This is a genomic window from Mycolicibacterium lutetiense, from assembly GCF_017876775.1.
Classification (GTDB): Bacteria; Actinomycetota; Actinomycetes; order Mycobacteriales; family Mycobacteriaceae; genus Mycobacterium; species Mycobacterium lutetiense.
Genome location: NZ_JAGIOP010000002.1, coordinates 3,807,082 through 3,827,033, shown reverse-complemented (window position 1 = coordinate 3,827,033; position 19,952 = coordinate 3,807,082). Strand labels below are relative to the sequence as shown.

Annotated in this window: 20 protein-coding genes; 14 read left to right on the top strand and 6 right to left on the bottom strand. The window is 67.7% G+C overall.

Annotated elements, in window-relative coordinates:
* Positions 1-237: 237 nt before the first annotated feature.
* Entirely contained in the window at positions 238-540 is a 303-nt protein-coding gene (locus JOF57_RS27715) for a hypothetical protein (RefSeq protein ID WP_209922493.1), read from the top strand.
* A 250-nt stretch (positions 541-790) separates the two neighbouring features.
* Complete coding sequence (locus tag JOF57_RS27710; RefSeq protein WP_209922492.1) at positions 791-2,203, top strand: phage major capsid protein; 1,413 nt, start codon at positions 791-793, stop codon at positions 2,201-2,203.
* Positions 2,204-3,093: 890 nt separating this feature from the next.
* On the opposite strand, the gene JOF57_RS27705 is transcribed toward JOF57_RS27710, so the two are convergent.
* Positions 3,094-4,230 carry a serine/threonine-protein kinase gene (locus JOF57_RS27705; RefSeq protein WP_209922490.1) on the bottom strand — a complete coding sequence of 379 codons (1,137 nt, stop codon included), beginning with the start codon at positions 4,228-4,230 and terminating at the stop codon, positions 3,094-3,096.
* A gap of 67 nt (positions 4,231-4,297) precedes the next feature.
* Here JOF57_RS27705 and JOF57_RS27700 point away from each other — a divergent pair, with 67 nt between their 5' ends.
* Entirely contained in the window at positions 4,298-4,792 is a 495-nt protein-coding gene (locus JOF57_RS27700; RefSeq protein WP_209922488.1) for an SRPBCC family protein, read from the top strand.
* 36 nt (positions 4,793-4,828) lie between these two features.
* Entirely contained in the window at positions 4,829-5,623 is a 795-nt protein-coding gene (locus JOF57_RS27695) for an acyl-CoA thioesterase (protein ID WP_209922486.1), read from the top strand.
* Position 5,624: 1 nt separating this feature from the next.
* Here JOF57_RS27695 and JOF57_RS27690 read toward each other — a convergent pair whose 3' ends face one another.
* Together JOF57_RS27690 and JOF57_RS27685 are read right to left on the bottom strand one after the other, a co-directional pair.
* Complete coding sequence (locus JOF57_RS27690; protein WP_209922484.1) at positions 5,625-6,089, bottom strand: GatB/YqeY domain-containing protein; 465 nt, start codon at positions 6,087-6,089, stop codon at positions 5,625-5,627.
* Between the two features lie 20 nt (positions 6,090-6,109).
* Positions 6,110-6,781, bottom strand: coding sequence for an SIMPL domain-containing protein (locus JOF57_RS27685; protein WP_209922482.1), 672 nt, complete (start codon positions 6,779-6,781; stop codon positions 6,110-6,112).
* A 40-nt stretch (positions 6,782-6,821) separates the two neighbouring features.
* Between JOF57_RS27685 and JOF57_RS27680 the strand changes: the two genes are divergently transcribed.
* The 5 genes from JOF57_RS27680 to JOF57_RS27660 are packed head-to-tail and all read left to right on the top strand — an operon-like array spanning position 6,822 to position 11,790.
* Positions 6,822-7,808 carry a DUF7847 domain-containing protein gene (locus JOF57_RS27680; RefSeq protein WP_209922480.1) on the top strand — a complete coding sequence of 329 codons (987 nt, stop codon included), beginning with the start codon at positions 6,822-6,824 and terminating at the stop codon, positions 7,806-7,808.
* A gap of 1 nt (position 7,809) precedes the next feature.
* The gene (locus JOF57_RS27675) at positions 7,810-8,397 is read left to right on the top strand and encodes a DUF4129 domain-containing protein (protein WP_209922477.1); all 588 of its coding nucleotides are present in this window, start codon (positions 7,810-7,812) and stop codon (positions 8,395-8,397) included.
* Positions 8,394-9,506 carry a DUF4350 domain-containing protein gene (locus JOF57_RS27670; protein WP_209922474.1) on the top strand — a complete coding sequence of 371 codons (1,113 nt, stop codon included), beginning with the start codon at positions 8,394-8,396 and terminating at the stop codon, positions 9,504-9,506. The genes JOF57_RS27675 and JOF57_RS27670 overlap by 4 nt, the downstream gene beginning before the upstream one ends.
* The gene (locus JOF57_RS27665; RefSeq protein ID WP_209922473.1) at positions 9,503-10,468 is read left to right on the top strand and encodes an AAA family ATPase; all 966 of its coding nucleotides are present in this window, start codon (positions 9,503-9,505) and stop codon (positions 10,466-10,468) included. The genes JOF57_RS27670 and JOF57_RS27665 overlap by 4 nt, the downstream gene beginning before the upstream one ends.
* Positions 10,468-11,790 (top strand): DUF58 domain-containing protein, encoded by a 1,323-nt coding sequence (locus tag JOF57_RS27660; protein ID WP_209922471.1) that lies wholly within the window; start codon positions 10,468-10,470, stop codon positions 11,788-11,790. The genes JOF57_RS27665 and JOF57_RS27660 overlap by 1 nt, the downstream gene beginning before the upstream one ends.
* Here the strand turns inward: JOF57_RS27660 and JOF57_RS27655 are convergent.
* Positions 11,787-12,779 carry a stage II sporulation protein M gene (locus tag JOF57_RS27655; RefSeq protein WP_209922469.1) on the bottom strand — a complete coding sequence of 331 codons (993 nt, stop codon included), beginning with the start codon at positions 12,777-12,779 and terminating at the stop codon, positions 11,787-11,789. The genes JOF57_RS27660 and JOF57_RS27655 overlap by 4 nt on opposite strands.
* A 32-nt stretch (positions 12,780-12,811) precedes the next feature.
* Between JOF57_RS27655 and JOF57_RS27650 the strand changes: the two genes are divergently transcribed.
* From JOF57_RS27650 to JOF57_RS27635, 4 genes are all read left to right on the top strand, one after another.
* Complete coding sequence (locus tag JOF57_RS27650; protein WP_209922467.1) at positions 12,812-13,645, top strand: RDD family protein; 834 nt, start codon at positions 12,812-12,814, stop codon at positions 13,643-13,645.
* Between the two features lie 52 nt (positions 13,646-13,697).
* Positions 13,698-14,273, top strand: coding sequence for a TetR/AcrR family transcriptional regulator (locus tag JOF57_RS27645; protein WP_209922465.1), 576 nt, complete (start codon positions 13,698-13,700; stop codon positions 14,271-14,273).
* Positions 14,274-14,296: 23 nt separating this feature from the next.
* Positions 14,297-15,811 carry an efflux MFS transporter LfrA gene (lfrA, locus tag JOF57_RS27640; RefSeq protein ID WP_209922463.1) on the top strand — a complete coding sequence of 505 codons (1,515 nt, stop codon included), beginning with the start codon at positions 14,297-14,299 and terminating at the stop codon, positions 15,809-15,811.
* Positions 15,812-16,007: 196 nt separating this feature from the next.
* Positions 16,008-17,267 (top strand): IS30 family transposase, encoded by a 1,260-nt coding sequence (locus JOF57_RS27635; RefSeq protein ID WP_234937700.1) that lies wholly within the window; start codon positions 16,008-16,010, stop codon positions 17,265-17,267.
* Between the two features lie 51 nt (positions 17,268-17,318).
* Here JOF57_RS27635 and JOF57_RS27630 read toward each other — a convergent pair whose 3' ends face one another.
* Complete coding sequence (locus JOF57_RS27630; protein WP_209922460.1) at positions 17,319-17,798, bottom strand: anthrone oxygenase family protein; 480 nt, start codon at positions 17,796-17,798, stop codon at positions 17,319-17,321.
* A 90-nt stretch (positions 17,799-17,888) separates the two neighbouring features.
* Here JOF57_RS27630 and JOF57_RS27625 point away from each other — a divergent pair, with 90 nt between their 5' ends.
* Positions 17,889-18,821, top strand: coding sequence for an AraC family transcriptional regulator (locus tag JOF57_RS27625; RefSeq protein ID WP_209922458.1), 933 nt, complete (start codon positions 17,889-17,891; stop codon positions 18,819-18,821).
* On the opposite strand, the gene JOF57_RS27620 is transcribed toward JOF57_RS27625, so the two are convergent.
* Positions 18,787-19,947: a cation:proton antiporter gene (locus tag JOF57_RS27620; RefSeq protein ID WP_209922456.1), complete on the bottom strand. Its 1,161-nt coding sequence runs from the start codon at positions 19,945-19,947 to the stop codon at positions 18,787-18,789. The two genes, JOF57_RS27625 and JOF57_RS27620, sit on opposite strands and share 35 nt — an antisense overlap.
* Positions 19,948-19,952: the final 5 nt, after the last annotated feature.

Genomic DNA, 19,952 nt, shown 5'->3' with positions numbered 1-19,952 from the left:
CGGTGATGAGGACCGCGATTGCCTGGTCGAGGCAAAACCGCAGGTGGGAGGGGGGCAGGGGCGCCGCGAGGATCGTCCGAGGGGCGACCCCTCCGCCTCCTATGGCGAATCTCTCTCCGACATTTTCCACACCCACAAGCCGCTGACCTGCAGGGGTTCGGATCCCGTTCCGCCGCGTTCGATCCGCTCACAGCTAACAATCTGTCCCCTCCAGCAAACTATTTGAAAGGCTCAACCGTGACCACAGACGACGAGAAGACCCAGGCCCGCGTGCAGGCGATCCTGACAGAAGCCGTGGCCGGCCTGGACCCGGCGGACCGCGCCGAACGCATCGCCTGGTGCCATGCCACCGGTCAGCACGGCGTGCTGATGCACCCCAGCACCGAGGACGACCTACTCGAGTTCCGGTGGGGCGGGCGCACCTTGGCGATGGTGCACCGTGACGTGCTGGCAGACGACGGCCCGATCCAGCGGGAGTTCATAGCCGAGGCCGCGGTGCCCGACACGGTGCCGCACGAGTGGACCAGCGACACGCGCTAACGCGAAACGTCGTGTCATGGCAGTAGAATCAGCGTTGACGGTATGCGAGCATGACCGCTTCGCAGTGGCCCGAGATCCTCGGCCCGCGGTGAACCGGCAAGCTCCCGCACCGGGTTTCATCTCACGTCGCGCAGTTCGGCGCCCCTGATGGCGCAGCCGAGCACCCCGACGAATCCCCCTTGTTTGTTGACCAGGCCGCCCCGTGGCGCGTGCTGCCGGTGTCCTGGCATTCCCTGAATTGAGGACAACCATGTTTGTGAATTTGACCCGCTCCGAAGCGGTCACCCGTATGGCAGAAGCGCACCAACGGATGGAGGCGCTGAACGCAAAGCACCGTATGAGCAAGGCTGAAGATGTCGAGTTCGCCGAGCTGCGTTCGGAGTTCGACGATCTGGAGAAGCACGTGGATCACATGGACCGTGCCTCCGAGATCGCCAAGGCTGCTCGCGGTGGAGGCCGGCTGCGCATTGACCGCGGCATCGGAGAGGACCAGGCCCCAGCATTGACCGGCACCCGCGATGCGGCGCTGCGCACGGTTGACGCCAAGATCAAGGCTGGCACCCTCGACACCGGTGGCGCTGAGACCGTCGAGCGCCTGGTGGGCAACGGCGAAACCTGGGCTGCCCGCTGGGCCGTCGCGGCCGGCTCAGACGCCTATGAACGTGCCTTCGCCAAGTGGTACACCGGCGGCTCGACCGGACACCTGCGCTGGACCCCCGAGGAAGCTGACGCCTACCGCCGCGTCGAGGCCCTGCGCGACGAACTGCGTGCCCTCGGTATCGGCGGATCCGGTAACGGTGGTGATGCCATGGTGCCGCTGTCGCTGGACCCGGCGATCCTGCTGAGCAACAACGGCTCGACGTCGAGCCTGCGCCAGATCGCCCGCGTCGAGACCATCGCCACCAACTCGTGGAACGGTGTCTCCTCGGCCGGCGTGACAGCCGAGTGGCGCGACGAGTTCGAGGAATCCTCGGACGGCACACCGACCCTCGATGACCCGAGCGTGCCCGTGCACCGCGGTAGCGCGTTCGTGCCCTACAGCTTCGAGGTGGAACAGGACGCACTCAACTTCATCTCCGAGCTGCAGAAGATCCTGGTGGATTCCGCGCTGCAGCTCTCGGATGCCGCCTACACCACCGGTTCCGGTTCCGGTGAGCCCACCGGGTTCATCACCTCGCTGGTGGCCTCGGCCGGCACCGTCCCGCTGGTAGCCCCAGGTGTCGCCGAGACCCTGGCATCCGGTGACGTGTACGCGGTGCAGAACGCCTTGCCGCCTCGGTTCCAGGCCAATGCGCGATGGGCTGCCAATCTGGCGATCCTCAACACGCTGCGGCAGCTGGAGACCACCAACGGTGCACTGAAGTTCCCGAGCCTGCAGGACAACCCGCCCTCACTGCTCGGTCGCCTGGTGCACGAACAGTCCAACATGGACGGCACGTTCAACGCGGCGGCCACTGCCAGTAACTACCTGCTGGCCTACGGCGACTGGTCACAGTTCCTCATCGTCGACCGCATCGGCGCCACCATGGAACGCGTCGACCACCTCGTCGGCGCCAACCGCCGGCCCAACGGCAGCCGCGGCGCCCTGCTGTGGTGGCGCACCGGCTCGGACGTCCTGATGCCCCAGGCGTTCCGACTGCTCAACATCGCCACCACGGCGTAGTGAGACCTCCGTGGCTGGGCGGCTCGGTCGCTCAGGCAGCCCGGTCACGGATACGCGGTCCGGCGTCAAACCCGCCTTCCGAACCTTTCTTCGGGCAAGGACCCACCATGACGGCGATGAGGCCCGAGTGGATACCTGCGCCGGACCGCACACCACACCCCCCGGGGGGGGCGGTCACACTTCGTGACCAGCACCAACTTCCTGACCCCGCCCCAGTCAGGAGTCTCCGTGTGTACGGGTCTGGGGAATCTAGCGATATATCGGTAATCTCCCAGACTCCGTACAGATCGCGCTTCCTGACTGGGGCGGGGTCAGGTGGCGGGTTCCTGTCACGATCGTGGCCCACCCCCCGGACCTGCGGGTTTGTGCCACGCCCTGTAATTCGTGCGCTCCGGAACAAGTAAGGAATAGAGGCCGCAACACGGCGGGCTCTACTTATTTGGAAAGGAGGCCATATGGCCGCCATCGAGTACTACGCCCAGCACGGCGACTGCCCGATCTGCCGGGGCGAGTTCCCCGAGTGGGTGTGCGACTCAATGCTGTTCTGGTAGCAGCCGTTCCGTTGGCTGGGCTGCCTGAGCGATCGAGCAGCCCAGCCGCGGCGTCAAATCCGACGAAGTGACCGTGGCAACTCTCCTTGCCGTTTCGGCAAGCCCCGCCCGCAATTGGCCCGCAGTAGTTTCACGAGCGATCATCTACAGCCAACACTGCCAACGCTATGACCTGCACTCATACAACTAGACCAACGCGCGAGGCATCATCAAACGCCCAGGACGTGGAGTTCGGGACGAAGAGGTCGTGGGTTCGAATCCCGCCACCCCGACAGTGCAGCAAGGCCCAGACCAGAGAAATCCGGTCTGGGCCTTGCTTTTTTTGCGGGCCAGAAGCCGTCAGTCGTGCGGGTGGCCCTTCTTGCCCTTGCCATTCCCCTGGCCTTTCCCGTTCCCATTGCCGTGGCCGTTCCCATTGCCGATGCCGGGGCCCCGTTCCCACTGGTCCGCGGGCAGTGTCGGCGTGACGGTGGGCACGCTGGTGACGGCCGGCACGGTCGGCGCGACAGAGGTCACCGGGGTGACGGGCGAGCGCTGCGGTGGCGGGTCGGCGATCAGCAGGATGGCGCCGAGGATGGCGGCAGCGACGACTGCCAGGGCCGCGAGCACAATCTTGACCCGCGAGCGTCGCGGCGGCAGCGGGGCGGGCAGCATCAGGGTCGCGGGGGGTGCCGGTGGGGCTGCGCGCAAGGCAACCCGCATCGCATCGGCGTCGGCGAAGCGGTAGGCCGGATCCCGCGCCATCGCACGCTCCAGGACGTGAACCAGCGCTGGATCCACGTCGGGGCGCAGCATGCCGATCGGCATCAGGGCTTCGTCGACAACTGCGCGCATGGTGGCGATCGGGTTGCCCCGGTCGAAGGGCCGCCGCCCGGTCAACGCCTCATAGCCGATGACTCCCACGGCGTAGAGGTCGTCGGAGGCCGACGCCGGCTGGCCGGTGATCCGTTGCGGGCTGAGGTAATCCGGTGTGCCGAACACGGTTCCGGCGTGAGTGTGGGCGGTTCCGGCGGTCTTGGCGATACCGAAGTCGGCAAGCTTGGCGGCGCCGGACGTGGCGATCAGGACGTTGCCGGGCTTGATGTCGCGGTGCAAGATGCCTGCGCTGTGGGCGGCAGTCAGCGCACCCAGTAGGTCGGCCAGCACCCAGCGCACGCGGTCGGCGGATAGCGGCCCGGCCGCGATCTCCTCGGCCAGGGTGGGCCCGGGCAGCCGTTCCATCACGATGTACGGCGTCCCGTGGTCGTCACCGCTGTCGTGGACCGCGACGATGTTGGGGTGGTTCAGTGCGGCGGCGGCGCGCGCTTCGTCCTCGAATCGGCGACGCGTGAACTCGTCGGCGGCCAGAGCCGGATAGAGCAGCTTGATCGCGACCGGGCGCGACAGCCGGGTGTCCCAGCCATCGCGTACCTCGGCCATGCCGCCGCGGCCGAGCACGCCACGTAGCTCGTAGCGGTCGGCGAGCGCCGCCGTCATAGGTCCCCCTCCGGTATGCGCTGGTATCCGAGTATCCCGCAATGCCGTTGTGCGGCATGCTGGCACCATGCCCCGGTTCGCGCTGGAACCCGCCGACGACGCCTTCTTCACCACGGCGCCGCACATCTTCACCTATCGGAAGCGGTTCGCCGCGCCGCCCGAAAAGGTGTGGGAGTCGCTGGTGTCCGATGAGTCCCTGGCCGCGTGGGGGCCGTCGGTCACCCGCGTGACCTGGTTGACGCCGCGGCCGTTCGGCGTCGGCACCTCCCGCGAGGTGACGCTGGCACCGGGGATCGCGCGGGTGCATGAGACGTTCTTCCGCTGGGAGGAGGGCCGGCGGTACTCGTTCACCGTCGACCACGCCAACATTCCGGCGCTGCGCCGGTTCGCCGAGGACTATCTGGTCGAACCCACCGGCGATGGGCAGACCGAGTTCACCTGGGTCGTGGCGATCGAGCCGAAACCGTTGTTCGCGATCCCGTTCAAAGCGTTGGCGCCGGTCCTCAAGGCGGCGTTCGGGCGCATGGCCTCCGATGGCCAGAGCTATTTCGCGCGAGTGTGACCAAGACCCCAACCAAGCGGTTGATAGCCTCGGCCGATGGCCGCGCTGAGCTGGATCGCCGAACTGTTGCAGTTCGACCGCAATGGTGATGATTTCTGCATTCGTGAACCGCGGCGAGGTGGTACCGAGCGACTCTTCGGCGGGCTGATCGCCGCCCAGTCGCTGGGCGCGGCGGGCGCCACCGTGGATGACGGCAAGCTTCCGCAGTCGTTGCACGCCTACTTCGTCCGCGGTGGACGCTACGACGCCGACGTCGAGTTCCACGTCGACCGCATCCGCGACGGACGCGCATTCGCCACCCGGCACGTCACCGCCAGTCAGGGCGGGAAGGTGATCCTGGAGATGATCGCCTCGTTCCATCACCCCGAACCCGGTCTGGAGTGGTCTCCTGACGCCCCGCCCAAGCTCGAGTTCGATGCGGCCGCGCCGAAGCCCAACGTCCTGGATTTCGGCGACAAGTTCGATCTGCGCACCATGCCGTCCGACGACTCCGAGTTCGCGATCTCGCCGTTCTGGATCCGCGCGCAATCCGAGATCGAGGACGATGCCATGATCCGGGCCTGCACGCTGACCTTCATGTCCGACCTCGGCCCGGTCCCCTCAGCGCTTCCGCCGACGGTCCCGCTGCGGCCCGACCTTGGCTTCGCGGCCAGCCTGGACCACTCCATCTGGTTCCACCGGCCGTTTCTGCCCCACGGCTGGCACCGCTACGAGCTGCAAGCGGCGAACCACAACGATTCCCGTGGCCTGACGCGCGGCTCGCTCTACGACGCCGCGGGCACGCTGATCGCCAGCGTCAGCCAGGAAGCGCTGTGGCGGATCCCGACCTGAGTCAGAGCCGCGACTTGACCGCCGCCGACAACCGCTTGCCGTCGGCTTTGCCCGCAGCGATCGCGGTGGCGGCCTTCATCACCTGGCCCATCTGACGCACACCGGGGCGTTCCCCGATCTGCTCGGCTACCTGTGCGATGGCGGTGTCGGCGACGTCGGCCAACTCGGCGTCGGTCAGCGGGGTGGGCAGATACTCGTCGATGATCCTGGCCTCGGCGTGCTCGTTGGCCGCCAATTCGCCCCGGCCGTTCTGGGTGTAGATCTCGGCGGCCTCGCCGCGCTTCTTCGATTCGCGGGCCAGCACCGCGATCACCTCGGCGTCGGACAGTTCCCGGGCCTGTTTGCCCGAGACTTCCTCGCTCTGGACAGCGGCCAGCATCATGCGCAGGGTCGCGGTACGCAGTTTGTCTTGCGATTTCATCGCGGCGGTTAGATCTGCGCGCAGCGTGTCCTTGAGCTCGGCCATGAGGTCAACCTACGCCGCGATCAGTTCTCGCCCGCCACGAATTTCGCATCGACGGACATCGACACCTCGATATCGGCGGGGGCGAAGTCCAGTTCGGGCGCCCCACCGCCGTGGGTCGCCATGGCGCGCATCATCCGCGGGGGCGACGAATCCTCCGGCGCCCGGGCCAGCATGCCGGCGTCGCCGATCACCACCGGCCGCACCGGTCCGAGGCCGAGTGCGTCGGAATAGCGCTGGGCCCGGGTGACGGCGTCCTGCACGGCGCGGGTGTGCACCAGCTCCACCAACTCATCGCGATGCTTGACGGTCAACGCCCATTCGATCCGCGCCAACGAAAAGCCGCCGGTTTCGGTGACATGGCCGCCGACCCATCGCGACAGCGCGGTGAAATCGCTGAACTTGACCTCGATGTCGACGCTTGCATGGTGCACGAGCGGTAACTGCTTGCCCTCGTTGTTCCACGGCCGGTTGGCCCAGGTGCGGACCTGGCCGGTGGACCACCAGGTGATCGGGCCCGCGTCGCGGTTGTGCAGCGGGGTGATCGTGGCTTTCACCGCGTCCAGGTCGCGGACCACCCGCTCGTACACCGGCTCGATCGCCGGCCCCTCGTAGCCCAGCGTGGCATGGGCCGTCGCACGTTCGGGCGGCTGAAAGGCGGAAAACGACCCGCGCACGATGATCTCGGTCGACATCCCCTCACCGTAGTTAGTGACCGGCAACTACGGTGAAACTATGACGACGGGTCAGCCATACCTTCCTGGCTTTTCGGCGGGGAACGTCATCCCGCTTCGCCCGTTGAGCCTGATCGACATCTTCAACGGCGCGGTCGCCTACGTCCGCACCAACCCGAAAGCGACACTGGGCCTGGCCACCGTGGTGGTTCTGGCGTCGCAGATCATCACGCTCGCACTGCAAGTCGGGCCGCTGTCGGCACTCGGCGAGTTCGACTCGACGCTGCAGGGCGAAGGTCCGTCGGCCGGGACGCTCGCGGCGTTTGCCACCGGTGGGTTCGTCGGCTTCGTCGTCACGACGCTTGCCTCGCTTCTGCTCAGCGGCATGCTCACGGTGGTGATCGGCCGCTCGGTGTTCGGCGGAGCCATCACCATCGGCGAGGCTTGGCGGCGGCTGCGCGGACGGTTACCGGCGCTGATCGGGTTGACGACGCTGCAGGCCCTGGCTCTGGTCGTCGTCGCCGCGGGCGTCGTGGTCGTGATTGTCGGTGCAGGCGCACTCAGCGGTCGGTTGGCGGCGTTGGCTGTCGGTATGCCACTGGTGCTGCTCGCGCTGGTCGGGGTGCTCTACGGGTCGACGGTTCTGCTGTTCGCCCCCGCGGTGATCGTGCTGGAACAGCGCGGCATCGTCGATGCGGTCAAGCGGTCATTCACCTTGGTGAACAAGGACTTCTGGCGCGTGTTCGGCATCTGGGTGCTCGCCACGATCGTGGCCGCGGTGATGGCCTGGGGTGTGGGTGCGCCGTTCAACGTGGCTGGGCAGACCATGTCGATGGTCGCCGAGGCCCCCACGGTGCCGGCGCTGATCCTGAGTGCCGTCGGCGCCGCGATCGGGCAGATCGTCACCGCACCGTTCAATGCGGGCGTGGTGGTCCTGCTCTACGCCGACCGGCGGTTCCGGGCCGAGGCGTTCGACCTGATGCTGCAGACGGGTGCGGGCGCACCGGTGGAAACTGCCGACCAACTATGGCTGCCGCGGTACGTCTGAGGTGACAGGCATCGACATCGACCGTGACGCCGCGCACGACGCCGCGCAGAACGAGCTGACCAAGCCGATCTACCCGCGGGCGTCACCGACCGATCAGATCGGTGACTGGCTCAAGGATCTGCTGTACCGCCTCACCGCCGCGGGCTCGGAGATCCCCGGTGGTTGGTTCACCATCTCGGTGCTGGCGATCCTGCTCGTGGTGGCCGTTGTGGTGGCGGTACGGATCGCGCGGCGCACCATGCGTACGGCGCGCGGCGCGGACCATGCCCTGTTCGGCAACGAGGAGCTCACCGCCGCACAACACCGTTCGGTCGCCGAACAATATGCTGCGCAGGGTGATTGGTCGGCTGCGATTCGTCACCGGGTGCGTGCGCTGGCCCGTCACCTTGAAGAAACCGGGGTTCTCGACGCGGTCCCGGGCCGCACCGCCACCGAACTCGCCCGTGACGCCGCGGCCGCACTACCGGGCATGTCGGCCGGACTGTTCAGCGCGGCAACCACATTCAACGACGTCACCTACGGTGAGCAGCCGGGAACCGAATCGGCCTACCGGCAGATCGCGGCCCTCGATACTGCTGGAGCGCGATGAGAGAGCGGTTCCGCACGGCACGTTGGGTGCTGCTGGCGTTGGCCGTCATCGTCGCGGTGTCCGTCGTGACGGTGTACCTGACCGCACCGCGCCCGGGTGGCGCGATGGATCCCGAGTCGACGTCGCCGGTCGGCACGCACGCGTTGGTCAGTCTGTTGCGGGATCACGGCGTCGAGGTGATCACCGCCGCCGATGTGGACGCGGTGAAACAGGCCGCCCGGCCCGACACCCTGTTGGTGGTGGCGCAGACGCTGTTTCTGTCCAGCGACGAGACCGTTGACCGGCTCACCGATACCCCCGGCGACCTGCTGCTGATCGCGCCGTCCGGTCTCACCCGGGAGAAGCTGGCTCCGCAGATCCGGCTCGGCAAGCCCACGGAGTTCGGCGGTGCCGAGCCGGATTGTGAACTGCCCGAGGCGAACCGGGCCGGAACGATACAGCTGGGCACCACCGATACCTACACTGCCGCCGACGGGACGTCGCTGACGTCGTGCTACGACGGCGCGCTGGTCCGCTACCGCGACGGGCAGCGCACCGTCACGGTGGTCGGCGCCGGCTCTTTCATGACGAACTCGGGCCTGCTCAAAGCGGGCAATGCAGCGCTGGCGATGAATCTGTCCGGCGCGTCGCCACGGGTGATCTGGTATGCGCCACAGCATTTCGAGACCGAGTCGACCGGGGACGGCACGCTGTCGGAGCTGATGCCACCGCAGGTCCGCTGGATCGTCCTGCAGCTGTGCCTGGTGGTCGCGCTGCTCGCGCTGGCGCAGGGGCGGCGTCTCGGTCCGCTGGTCACCGAATCCCTGCCGGTGGTGGTCCGCGCCTCGGAAACCGTCGAGGGGCGTGGCCGGTTGTACCGCTCCCGCCGGGCGCGTGACCGGGCCGCCGTCGCGTTGCGCACCGCCACACTGGGCCGTCTGTTGCCCAGGCTCGGCCTGAACTCCGCTGACGCACCGCAGGCCGTCGTCGCCGCCGTCGCCGCGCGCTGCGGTACCGACTCGAACACGGCCGGCCACATCCTGTTCGGCCCGCCGCCCACCAACGACGCCGAACTCGTCCACCTCGCACATCAACTCGACGACATCGAAAGGCAGGTCGCGCAGTCGTGACTCAGCCCAACCCCGAATCGGATTCGGCCCGTGAAGCCCTGCTGGCCCTGCGCAATGAGATCGCCAAGGTGGTGGTCGGTCAGGATGCGGTGATCAGCGGCCTGATGGTCGCGCTGCTGTGCCGTGGGCACGTGCTGCTGGAGGGTGTGCCCGGGGTGGCCAAGACGCTGCTGGTGCGCACTGTGGCGGCGGCCCTGCAGTTGGAGTTCAAGCGCGTGCAGTTCACGCCGGACCTGATGCCCGGCGATGTCACCGGTTCCCTGGTGTACGACGCGCGCACCGCCGAGTTCGAGTTCCGCGCCGGCCCGGTGTTCACCAACCTGCTGCTGGCCGATGAGATCAACCGGACGCCACCGAAAACGCAGGCGGCACTTCTGGAGGCCATGGAGGAGCGTCAGGTCAGCGTCGACGGCACGCCGCGGCCACTGCCCGACCCGTTCATCGTGGCGGCCACCCAGAACCCGATCGAGTACGAGGGCACCTATCAGCTGCCCGAGGCCCAGCTGGACCGCTTCCTGCTGAAGCTCACGGTGCCGCTGCCGCCGCGGGATCAGGAGATCGCGATTCTGAGCCGGCACGCCCAGGGCTTCGATCCGGGGGACCTGTCTGCCGTGCGGCCGGTAGCCGGGGCGGCCGAGCTCGCGGCCGGGCGCGACGCGGTCCGGCGGGTTCTGGCCGGTGACGAGGTGCTGGGCTACATCGTCGACATCGTCGGGGCCACCAGGCATTCCCCGTCGCTGCAGCTCGGCGTGTCACCGCGCGGCGCGACCGCACTGCTGGCCACGTCGCGGTCCTGGGCCTGGCTGTCCGGCCGCAACTACGTGACTCCTGACGACGTCAAGGCGATGGCCCGGTCCACGCTGCGCCACCGGGTGGCGCTGCGTCCCGAGGCCGAACTCGAAGGTGCCACCCCCGACGGAGTGCTGGACGGCATCCTGGCCGCCGTCCCGGTTCCGCGCTGATGGTTCTCACCGGCCGCGCGGGTCTGGTGGCACTGGTATGTGTGCTGCCGATCGCGTTGGCCCCATGGCCGGCAACGGCCTTCCTCGTACTCGCGGCTCTGTTGGCCGCGGCTGTGGCGGCCGATGTCGCCCTCGCCGGCCGGATCGGCGGGTTGGCGATCGTCCGCGGCGGTGAGTCCACCGCCCGCCTGGGCCAGACCATCGACGCGGTGCTCACCGTGACCAATACCGGACGACGGGCGGTGCGCGGCGCGATCCGCGATGCCTGGCCACCCAGCGCGTCGGCGCAACCGCGGGCACACCAGGTCAACATCGATGCCGGACAACAGGTTTCCCTGGCCACCCGACTGCACCCGGTGCGCCGCGGCGACCAGCGGTGCGAGCTGGTCACGGTGCGCTCGATCGGCCCGCTGGGCCTGGCCGGCCGGCAACGCTCACAGCGGCTGCCCGGCCAGGTACGGGTCCTGCCGCCGTTCCTTTCCCGTAAGCACCTGCCGTCCCGGCTGGCCAGGCTGCGGCAGTTGGATGGTGCGATCCCGGTGCTGATCCGCGGCCAGGGAACTGAATTCGACTCGCTGCGTGAGTATGTGGTCGGCGACGACGTGCGCTCGATCGATTGGCGTGCCACTGCCCGGCGCGCCGACGTGGTGGTGCGCACGTGGCGTCCGGAACGCGACCGGCGGGTGGTGATCGTCCTCGACACCGGGCGCACCTCGGCCGGCCGAGTCGGCGTGGACCCGACCGCACTCGATCCGGGCGGGTGGCCGCGACTGGACTGGTCGATGGACGCGGCGCTGCTGTTGGCAGCGCTGGCTGCCCGCGCCGGGGATCATGTCGACTTCCTGGCCATCGACCGGGTGACCCGCGCCGGGGTGTGGGGCGCCTCGCGCACCGAACTGTTGGCCGCGCTCGTCTCGGCGATGGCACCGTTGCAGCCGGCACTGGTGGAATCCGATGCGACCGCGATGGTTTCGGCTGTGTCACGCCGGGTGCGGGGCCGGGCTTTGGTGGTACTGCTGACCGACCTGAACGCCTCGGCGCTCGACGAGGGGCTGATGACGGTGCTGCCGCTGCTGTCGGCGCGCCATCAGGTCCTACTGGCCGCGGTGTCCGATCCGCGGGTGGACCAGTTGGCGGCCGGTCGTTCCGATGCCGCTGCGGTGTACGACGCGGCGGCGGCCGAGCGGGCCCGCAATGACCGCCGGGCCATCGCGTCTCGACTGCGGGGCCACGGCGTCGACGTCGTGGATGCCCGGCCCGAGGATCTGGCGCCGGCCCTGGCCGACCGCTACCTGGCGATGAAGGCCGCGGGCAAGCTCTAACCCGTCGGCACCACGTCGGGGGCGTCTTCGAGGTCGCCGCTCTCCCCCGCCCGGACGGCCTTGCGTCCGAAGTGGAATACGTAACCGAGAAAGGCGAGTTCGGCGGCGATGCCGATGCCGATCCGCATCCAGGTGGGCAGCGGCGACGGGGTGACCAGGGCCTCGATCAGGCCGGACAGCAGGAGCACCACGGCCAGTCCGATCGCCGCGGCGACCACCGCCCGGCCCTGTTCGGCCAGCACCTGTGCTCGGGGCCGGTCACCGGGTGCGATCACCGTCCAGCCCAACCGCATCCCCACCGCGGCGGCCAGGAACACCGCCGTCATCTCCAGCAGTCCGTGGGGGGTGATCAGGCCGAGGAACAGATCCCCCTTGCCCGCACTGAACATCAACCCGGCGATCACACCGAGGTTCGCCGCGTTCTGGAACAACACGTACGGGATGGGCAGGCCGAGCAGGATCGCGAAGGCGATGCACTGCGCGGCCACCCAGGAGTTGTTCACCCACACCTGCAAGGCGAACGAACCGGCCGGATGCTCGCTGTAGTACGACTCGAAATCGTGGTGGACCAATTCCTCTATCTCGCTCGGGGTTCCGATGGCTGCGTGCACATCCGGATTGCCCGCCACCCACAGCGCCAGTGCCACGGTCACGATGAAGAACGCCGCTGCCGATCCCAACCACCAACGCCAGGACCGGTAGGCCACCACCGGGAAGGACACGGTCCAGAACCGGACGAATTCACGCCAGAGCGGGGCGTGCGCACCGGTCACCGCGGCACGTGCCCGGGCCACCAGGCTCGACAGCCGCCCCACCAGAACCGAATCCTGCGAGGCAGATCGCACCATCGACAGGTGGGTGGAGACCCGCTGATAGAGGTCGACGAGCTCGTCTACCTCGGCTCCGGTCAACCGGCGGCGTCGTTTTACCAACTGTTCCAACCGGTCCCAGGTGGGGCGATGGGCCACGACGAACGCATCGACATCCACCCGACAAAGCGTAGTCGGTAGCGTGTGTCGGTATGGTTTGGCAGCCCGCGCCGGTGGTGACCGGGGACGCCGTCGTCCTCGACGTGGCGATCGCCCAGTTGCCGGTACGCACGTTGGCCGTATTGATCGACATCGTGGTGATCGCGATCGGGTACGTGGTCGGTTTGGTCTTGTGGTCGCTGACGCTGAGTCAGCTCGATGATGCGCTGTCGGCCGCGATACTCATCATCTTCACGGTGCTGACCCTGGTGGGTTATCCGGTGGTGATGGAGACCGCGACCCGCGGCCGGTCGTTGGGCAAGATGGCGTTGGGGCTGCGGGTGGTGGCCGAGGACGGCGGTCCGGAACGTTTCCGCCAGGCCCTGTTCCGTGGACTGGCCGGGTTCGTCGAAATCTGGATGCTGACCGGCGGGCCCGCGGTGATCAGCAGCCTGGTGTCGGCCAAGGGTAAACGGCTCGGCGACATCTTCGCCGGAACCGTGGTGATCAGTGAGCGCGGACCCAGGCTGAACCCCCCACCGGTCATGCCGCCGGCGCTGGCCTGGTGGGCCGGCTCGCTGGAACTGTCGGGCCTTCGACCCGAGCAGGTCGAACTCGCCCGGCAGTTCCTGTCCCGCTCGGCCCAACTCGATCCGCCCGTACGCCAGGAGATGGGGCATCGGATCTTCGGCGAGGTGGCCTCGCGCATCTCCCCCCCGCCGCCGCCAGGCGCGCCGGTCGAGTACGTGCTGGCCGCGGTGCTGGCCGAACGGCACCGACGTGCGATGGCCCGGTTGATGCCGCAGGCTCCCGTTGCGGCGTACCCGGCTCCCTATCCCAGCGCTCCCCTACCGCCTCCGACCAGCGGGTTCACCCCACCCAGCTAGCGTGTGGGACATCACTGTCCCACTTCGGCACAGCTATGCTAGATTTTGATTCATGACCAGTTCGGTATCGACGCACAGCGGGCCGCGTGAGCGCACCCGCAAGGCGATTCTCGATGCCGCCATGACGGTCCTGGCGGACAATCCGTCCGCCTCGCTCAGCGATATCGCGGCTGCCGCCGACGTCGGCCGCAGCACCGTGCACCGGTACTACCCGGAGCGCACCGATCTGTTGCGGGCGCTCGCCCTTCACGTCCACGAACTCAGCAACGCGGCCATCGACCGCGCCGACCCGACGCACGGGCCGGCCGACGCGGCATTGCGACGCGTCGTGGAAAGCCAACTCGACCTGGGCCCGATCGTGCTGTTCGTCTACCGCGAGCCGACGATCCTGGCCGATCGCGAGCTGGCAACCCACCTGGATACCGGCGACGAGGCGATCGTCGAAGTGCTCACCCGAGCCTCGGTCGAGCGGCCCGAATACCCCCCAGGGTGGGCCCGACGCGTGTTCTGGGCCCTCCTCGACGCCGGCTACGAAGCCGCCAGGCAGGACGGCACACCGCGCCACCAAATCGTCGACGCCATCATGACCAGCCTGACCGCGGGCACCATTCAGATCCCGCGCGGCTGACCACACTTTTCTGGAGCCCCCCGATGTCCCCCCGTCTCGCCGCTTCGCCGACGGTCACCGCCCCCATCCGCGCCTGGGTGGCGCTGGCGGTGCTGATGCTGCCGGTGTTGCTGATCGCCATCGACAACACCGTGCTGGCGTTCGCACTGCCCGCGATCGCCGAAGATTTCCGGCCCTCCGCATCCACCCAGCTGTGGATCGTCGACGTCTACTCCCTGGTGCTGGCTGCACTGCTGGTCGCCATGGGCGGGCTCGGTGACCGGTTCGGCCGGCGCCGCCTGCTACTCATCGGCGCCACCGGCTTCGCGATCGTCTCGGTCGCAGCGGCATTTGCGCCTAGCGCGGCCTACCTGGTTGCCGCACGCGCGGCCCTCGGCGTGTTCGGTGCGATGCTGATGCCGTCGACGCTGTCGCTGATCCGCAACATCTTCACCGAGGCCTCGTCGCGCCGGCTCGCGATCGCCATCTGGGCGTCGTGCTTCACAGCGGGCTCGACGCTGGGCCCGATCGTCGGCGGCGCACTGCTACAGCACTTCCATTGGGGCTCGGTGTTCCTCGTGGCGGTGCCGATCCTGCTGCCACTGCTGGTGCTCGGCCCCCGCCTGGTGCCCGAATCGCGTGACCCGAACCCGGGCCCCCTGGATCTGGTCAGCGTGGTGTTGTCGTTCACGGCGATGCTGCCGTTCGTGTGGGCGATCAAGACCGCCGCCCACGACGGGTTGTCGGGTTTCGTCGGGCTGGCCCTGGTCGTCGGTATCGCGTCGGCAGCGCTGTTCGTGCGCCGCCAGAAGCGCAGTGCCACACCGATGCTCGACATGGGGTTGTTCTCCTACGCACCGTTCAGCGCGTCGATCCTGGCGAACTTCCTGTCCATCGTGGGGTTGATCGGGTTCATCTTCTTCATCTCGCAGCACCTGCAGCTGGTGCTGGGCCTGTCCCCGCTGGCGGCCGGTCTGGTGACGCTCCCGGGCGCGGTGGTGTCGATGATCGCCGGAATAAGCGTGGTCCAGCTTGCGAAACGCTTCGCCCCGCAGACGTTGATGATCACCGGGTTGATCTTCGTCGCACTCGGCTTCCTGATGATCCTGGCATTCCGCCACGATCTGTCGGTGGTCGCGGTGATCGTGTCGTTCATCGTGCTCGAGCTCGGCGTCGGTATCTCCCAGACCGTGTCGAACGACACCATCGTGGCCTCGGTGCCGGCCGCCAAAGCCGGTGCCGCATCGGCAGTCTCGGAGACCGCCTACGAGCTGGGTGCGGTGGTGGGCACCGCGACGCTGGGCACCATCTTCACGGCGTTCTACCGCAACAACATCCAGGTGCCGGCCGGGCTGACCCCGGCGCAGGCCACCGACGCCGGTGAAAGTATCGGCGGTGCCACCTCGGTGGCCGCCGATCTGCCCGCCAAGATCGGGGACCAGCTACTCGAATCGGCCCGCATCGCCTTCGATTCCGGTATCGCGCCGACGGCGATCATCGCGGCAGTGCTCGCGCTGGCCGCGGCCGGGATCGTGGCGGCCGCGTTCAAACGGAGTTGACGCCCAGTGGCCAGTTATGACACGTGATCCGCAAAATAGCGTGACGCAACTGGCCACTCGGCGATATACCGCGTGGGGCTTTGACCGCCAACGTCTTTCACGCGGGCCATGCACTCCGCGTTCGTAACGCAGTGGAGGAGAAACGCGCCTTAGGTTCTGGGGGTGAATGCAACAGCTTCTAGCTGAGGAGTTGTTGATGCGTGCACGTCGTCTGTGTGGGTTGGCCTGTGCCGGCCCTCAGTTCTGGGATCACATCAAACAGGGAATGACCCCCAGTGAGGCCGGGGTGGCCGTCGGCGCGTCGGAAACCAGCGGTAGGCGTTGGTTTGCTGATGCTGGTGGAGTGAGACCTAGGATTCGCGACGAGTCGGCTCCGCGCACGCGGCCCCGGCTCACCATTGAAGAGCGCAACGAGATCCAAGACGGCGTGGCCAGGCAAGAGCCGATCCAGCAGATGGCGCGACGGTTGGATCGCCATCCGACAACGATCATGCGGGAAATCGGTCGGAATGGGTGGTGCCGTGGTCGATACCGGGCACGGTATCGGTTCGGTGCCCGGTGGCACGGCGGGCCGACAACCAAACCGAAGTATCGGGCCGATCTGGCTCAGTCGCATGCCGCTGACCGGGCTCGCCGGACCAAGCCAGGCAAGCTGGCGATCAATGAACGGTTGCACGATGAGGTGCAGAATCGGTTGCACGATGAGCACAGCCCCGAGCAGATCGCCAAACGCCTGAGGCTGGATTTCCCCGACGAGCCGGAGATGTGGGTGTCCCACGAAACCATCTATCAGGCCATCTACGTGCAGGGCAAAGGCAACCTACGCCGCGAACTGCATACCTGCCTGCGCACTGGGCGTGCCCTACGCAAGCCCCAACGGCGCGCCGATGAGCGGCGGGGTCGGATTCCCGACATGGTCAACATCAGCGAGCGCCCACCCGACGTCAACGACCGCGCCCTGCCCGGGCACTGGGAGGGCGACCTGATCACCGGTACCGAGAACAAGACTGCAATCGGAACCCTTGTGGAGCGCACGACCCGCTTCACGATGCTCTTGCACCTGCCCCACGACCACGGCGCGGTCGCAGTACAGGAGGCGATCGTGGCGAAAATGGCGGCGCTGCCGGCGATCCTGCGTAAAACGCTGACCTGGGATCAGGGCAAGGAGATGGCCAACCACGTAGCCACCGCCAAGGCCGCCGACATCGACATCTACTTCTGCGATCCGCATTCACCCTGGCAGCGCGGGACCAACGAAAACACCAACGGGTTGTTACGCCAATACTTTGCTAAGGGCACCGACCTGTCGGTGTTCCCACCGGACTACCTCGACTACGTCGCAGCCAAACTCAATACCCGCCCACGCAAAACACTGGGCTGGAAAACTCCGGCCGAGGCCCTCGACGAACTACTCTCGAACCCGCCCGAACCATCAGCTGTTGCAACCAAACCTTGAAACCGCCCGCGCCAGACCGCCGCCACGTTACAAACGCGGTGGTGCTGGACCTCAACGGTAAGCCAGCCCGATCAGCAGCAGCGCTGCACCGACGAACCCGGATGCGGTGCGTACGTGGTTCCACGCGGTCCAGGTGGTCAGGTAGGCCTGCCATTCTGCGGCCGCGTCGGCCAGGTCGACCCTGTCGAGGTGATTGTTGAGCGGCACGTTGAACAGCATCGTGACCAGGACGCCGACAACCCCGAAGATCGCGCCGGCCAGCAGGAACCAACTGCCCGGCCGGCCGATTTGCGTGAGCGCCACGACGCCGACAATCAACGAGAGCAGCGCCGAGCCGAGCAGGAACAGCAGGAATGGCGCGTTCGTATTGGCCTCGGCGTTCATGCCGCGCGTGGCGGTGATCGCGGCGACCGCACCGGTGCGGTCGAGGCCGCGCATCACGAAGGTCGAGAAAGCGTAGAAGATTCCACCGCTCGCGGCGCTGCCGATGGCGGCGACTGCGACGAGGACGACGACGGGGCTGATGGTCATGGGTTCAGTCAACGGCGCCGACCCGAGACGATCCATGGCCGAGACTCCCGGTTCCATACGTGATCGTCTTGTGAGCGTTACCCTACCGAAGTGGACGCCCTGGTCGGATTGCTCGACGGCGTACGCGCACGGGGCGCATTCGTGTTGCGGCTCCGCATGGACCCGCCGTGGTCGCTCGCCATCCGCGACGAAGCGCCGCTGGCCCTGATCTGCCAGATGCGCGGCGACGCCGTCATCGTCGGTGAGCGCAGTGGCACGTTGCGGCTGGGCCCGGGCGACGTGGCGCTGACCCGCGGCACCGAGAACTACGTCTTTGCCGACGATCCGGCTACGCCGCCCAACATCGTCATCAATCCCGGGCAGCAGTGCACCACGCTGTCGGGCGAGGATCTGCATTTCGAGATGTCGCTCGGGCTACGCAGCTGGGGCAACAGCGCCACCGGTGCCGCGGAGTCGATCGTCTGCGCCTACGAAGGCCGCAGCGAGGTCAGTGCCCGCCTACTCGATGCGCTTCCGGCCGTATTGGTGCTGCGCACCGACGAGTGGGACACCCCGCTGATCGATCTGCTGTCCGCCGAGGCCGGCCGCGACGGGTCCGGGCAGGAGGCCTATCTGGATCGGTTGCTCGACCTACTGCTGATCGCGGTCCTGCGTACCTGGTTCGACCGGGACGGCAACGCGCCGCCCTGGTGGCAGGCCGAACAGGATCGGATCGTCGGGCCTGCCCTCAAGCTGATCTACAACAACCCGGCACATCCGTGGACGGTGTCCAATCTCGCTGCGGCTGTGGGGTGTTCACGTGCGGTGTTCGCCCGCCGGTTCACCGATCAGGTCGGCGAACCGCCGATCGCGTTCCTCACCGGTTGGCGTCTGGCGTTGGCGGCGGACCTGTTGAGGGGCAGCGAGGCGACGATCGCTGCGGTCGCCCGACAGGTCGGCTACTCCACACCGTTCGCGTTGAGCAGCGCGTTCAAGCGCTCATACGGGGTCAGCCCGAATGAGCATCGGGCGCAGGCTGGTTGACCCGCGCCGCGAGCACCCCGGCGATCGAGGTCGTGGCAATGGTGATCAGCGCGCCGAGCATCAGCGCCGCGGGCTCGCCCGGCGCCAGCAGGTGCTGCTCGGTTCCCAGCGTGGCCGCCGCGACCGGGACACCGAGCTGGGCCGCAGAGAACACCGCCAGTGTCACCGGCTGGCCGAGCAACCGGCCCGCGCTGTGCGCGAGTACCGCACCGAGACCCAAAGCCACACCGAGCGCGATGAATTCTGGATGAGCGGCGAGTTCCCGGACCTGCAGCGAGGCACCCAACCAGACGAAGAACAACGGGCCGAAGAACCCGTCGGTGATGCCGAACAGTTGCCTGGCCAGCCGGCGGGGCTCACCGATCGCCGACACCACCAAGCCGAGCGCAAAACCGGCCAACATGATCGAGACGTGGGTGCTCAACGCGATCGCCGACAGTCCGAACAGGAAGACCAGGCTGAACCGAAGCTCAAGCGCGAACTCGTGCTTCGCAGAGTAGTGGTGCACCCGTCGCCGCAGACCCCGGGCATACCCGGCCCGCAGCACCAGGAACAGCACGCCCGCGCAGCCGGCGATGACCAGGGCTCCCAGAGCCGCACGGGGCGCCCGCTGGATGTCGATCACCAACGGCAGCAACACGATCGATGCCGCGTCGGCGATAGCGATCTGCGCGGTCACCGACAGCACATTCGGTCCTTGCAGACCCAGGCCGTCGACCACAGGTAGGGCGAGGGCCGCCGACGACGACGCCATCACCACGGCATAGACCGCCGCGTGTCCGGTCCCGAACCCGTGCGCGATCACCACGCCGAGCACCGCAGCGACCGCCCCCACCAGAACCGCCCGAGCCAACGCCTTGGGAATCGCGGCGTGCAACGTGGTGTCACGCACCGGCACGTGCGTGCCGACGACGAACATCACCAACGCGAACCCGATGTTGGCCAGCAGGGTGAAGGTGGGATCTGTGCTGTCGACGATGCCGAATCCACTACCGCCGACAACAATCCCGACGATCAGTTCGCCGATCACCACCGGGATGCGCAACCGAGGTACGGCGGCGAGCGCTGGTCCGGCCAGTCCGATGACCGCGACCAGCGCCAACGTGTCTAACCCGAACCCCGCCACGTCAG

What these genes read in the sequence shown, in the direction of transcription:
- JOF57_RS27710 (WP_209922492.1), top strand. Translation starts at nt 791, where the DNA reads ATGTTTGTGAATTTGACCCGCTCCGAAGCGGTCACCCGTATGGCAGAA.
- JOF57_RS27705 (WP_209922490.1), bottom strand. Translation starts at nt 4,230, where the DNA reads ATGACGGCGGCGCTCGCCGACCGCTACGAGCTACGTGGCGTGCTCGGC.
- JOF57_RS27700 (WP_209922488.1), top strand. Translation starts at nt 4,298, where the DNA reads ATGCCCCGGTTCGCGCTGGAACCCGCCGACGACGCCTTCTTCACCACG.
- JOF57_RS27695 (WP_209922486.1), top strand. Translation starts at nt 4,829, where the DNA reads ATGGCCGCGCTGAGCTGGATCGCCGAACTGTTGCAGTTCGACCGCAAT.
- JOF57_RS27690 (WP_209922484.1), bottom strand. Translation starts at nt 6,089, where the DNA reads ATGGCCGAGCTCAAGGACACGCTGCGCGCAGATCTAACCGCCGCGATG.
- JOF57_RS27685 (WP_209922482.1), bottom strand. Translation starts at nt 6,781, where the DNA reads ATGTCGACCGAGATCATCGTGCGCGGGTCGTTTTCCGCCTTTCAGCCG.
- JOF57_RS27680 (WP_209922480.1), top strand. Translation starts at nt 6,822, where the DNA reads ATGACGACGGGTCAGCCATACCTTCCTGGCTTTTCGGCGGGGAACGTC.
- JOF57_RS27670 (WP_209922474.1), top strand. Translation starts at nt 8,394, where the DNA reads ATGAGAGAGCGGTTCCGCACGGCACGTTGGGTGCTGCTGGCGTTGGCC.
- JOF57_RS27660 (WP_209922471.1), top strand. Translation starts at nt 10,468, where the DNA reads ATGGTTCTCACCGGCCGCGCGGGTCTGGTGGCACTGGTATGTGTGCTG.
- JOF57_RS27650 (WP_209922467.1), top strand. Translation starts at nt 12,812, where the DNA reads ATGGTTTGGCAGCCCGCGCCGGTGGTGACCGGGGACGCCGTCGTCCTC.
- JOF57_RS27645 (WP_209922465.1), top strand. Translation starts at nt 13,698, where the DNA reads ATGACCAGTTCGGTATCGACGCACAGCGGGCCGCGTGAGCGCACCCGC.
- lfrA (WP_209922463.1), top strand. Translation starts at nt 14,297, where the DNA reads ATGTCCCCCCGTCTCGCCGCTTCGCCGACGGTCACCGCCCCCATCCGC.
- JOF57_RS27635 (WP_234937700.1), top strand. Translation starts at nt 16,008, where the DNA reads ATGCGTGCACGTCGTCTGTGTGGGTTGGCCTGTGCCGGCCCTCAGTTC.
- JOF57_RS27630 (WP_209922460.1), bottom strand. Translation starts at nt 17,798, where the DNA reads ATGACCATCAGCCCCGTCGTCGTCCTCGTCGCAGTCGCCGCCATCGGC.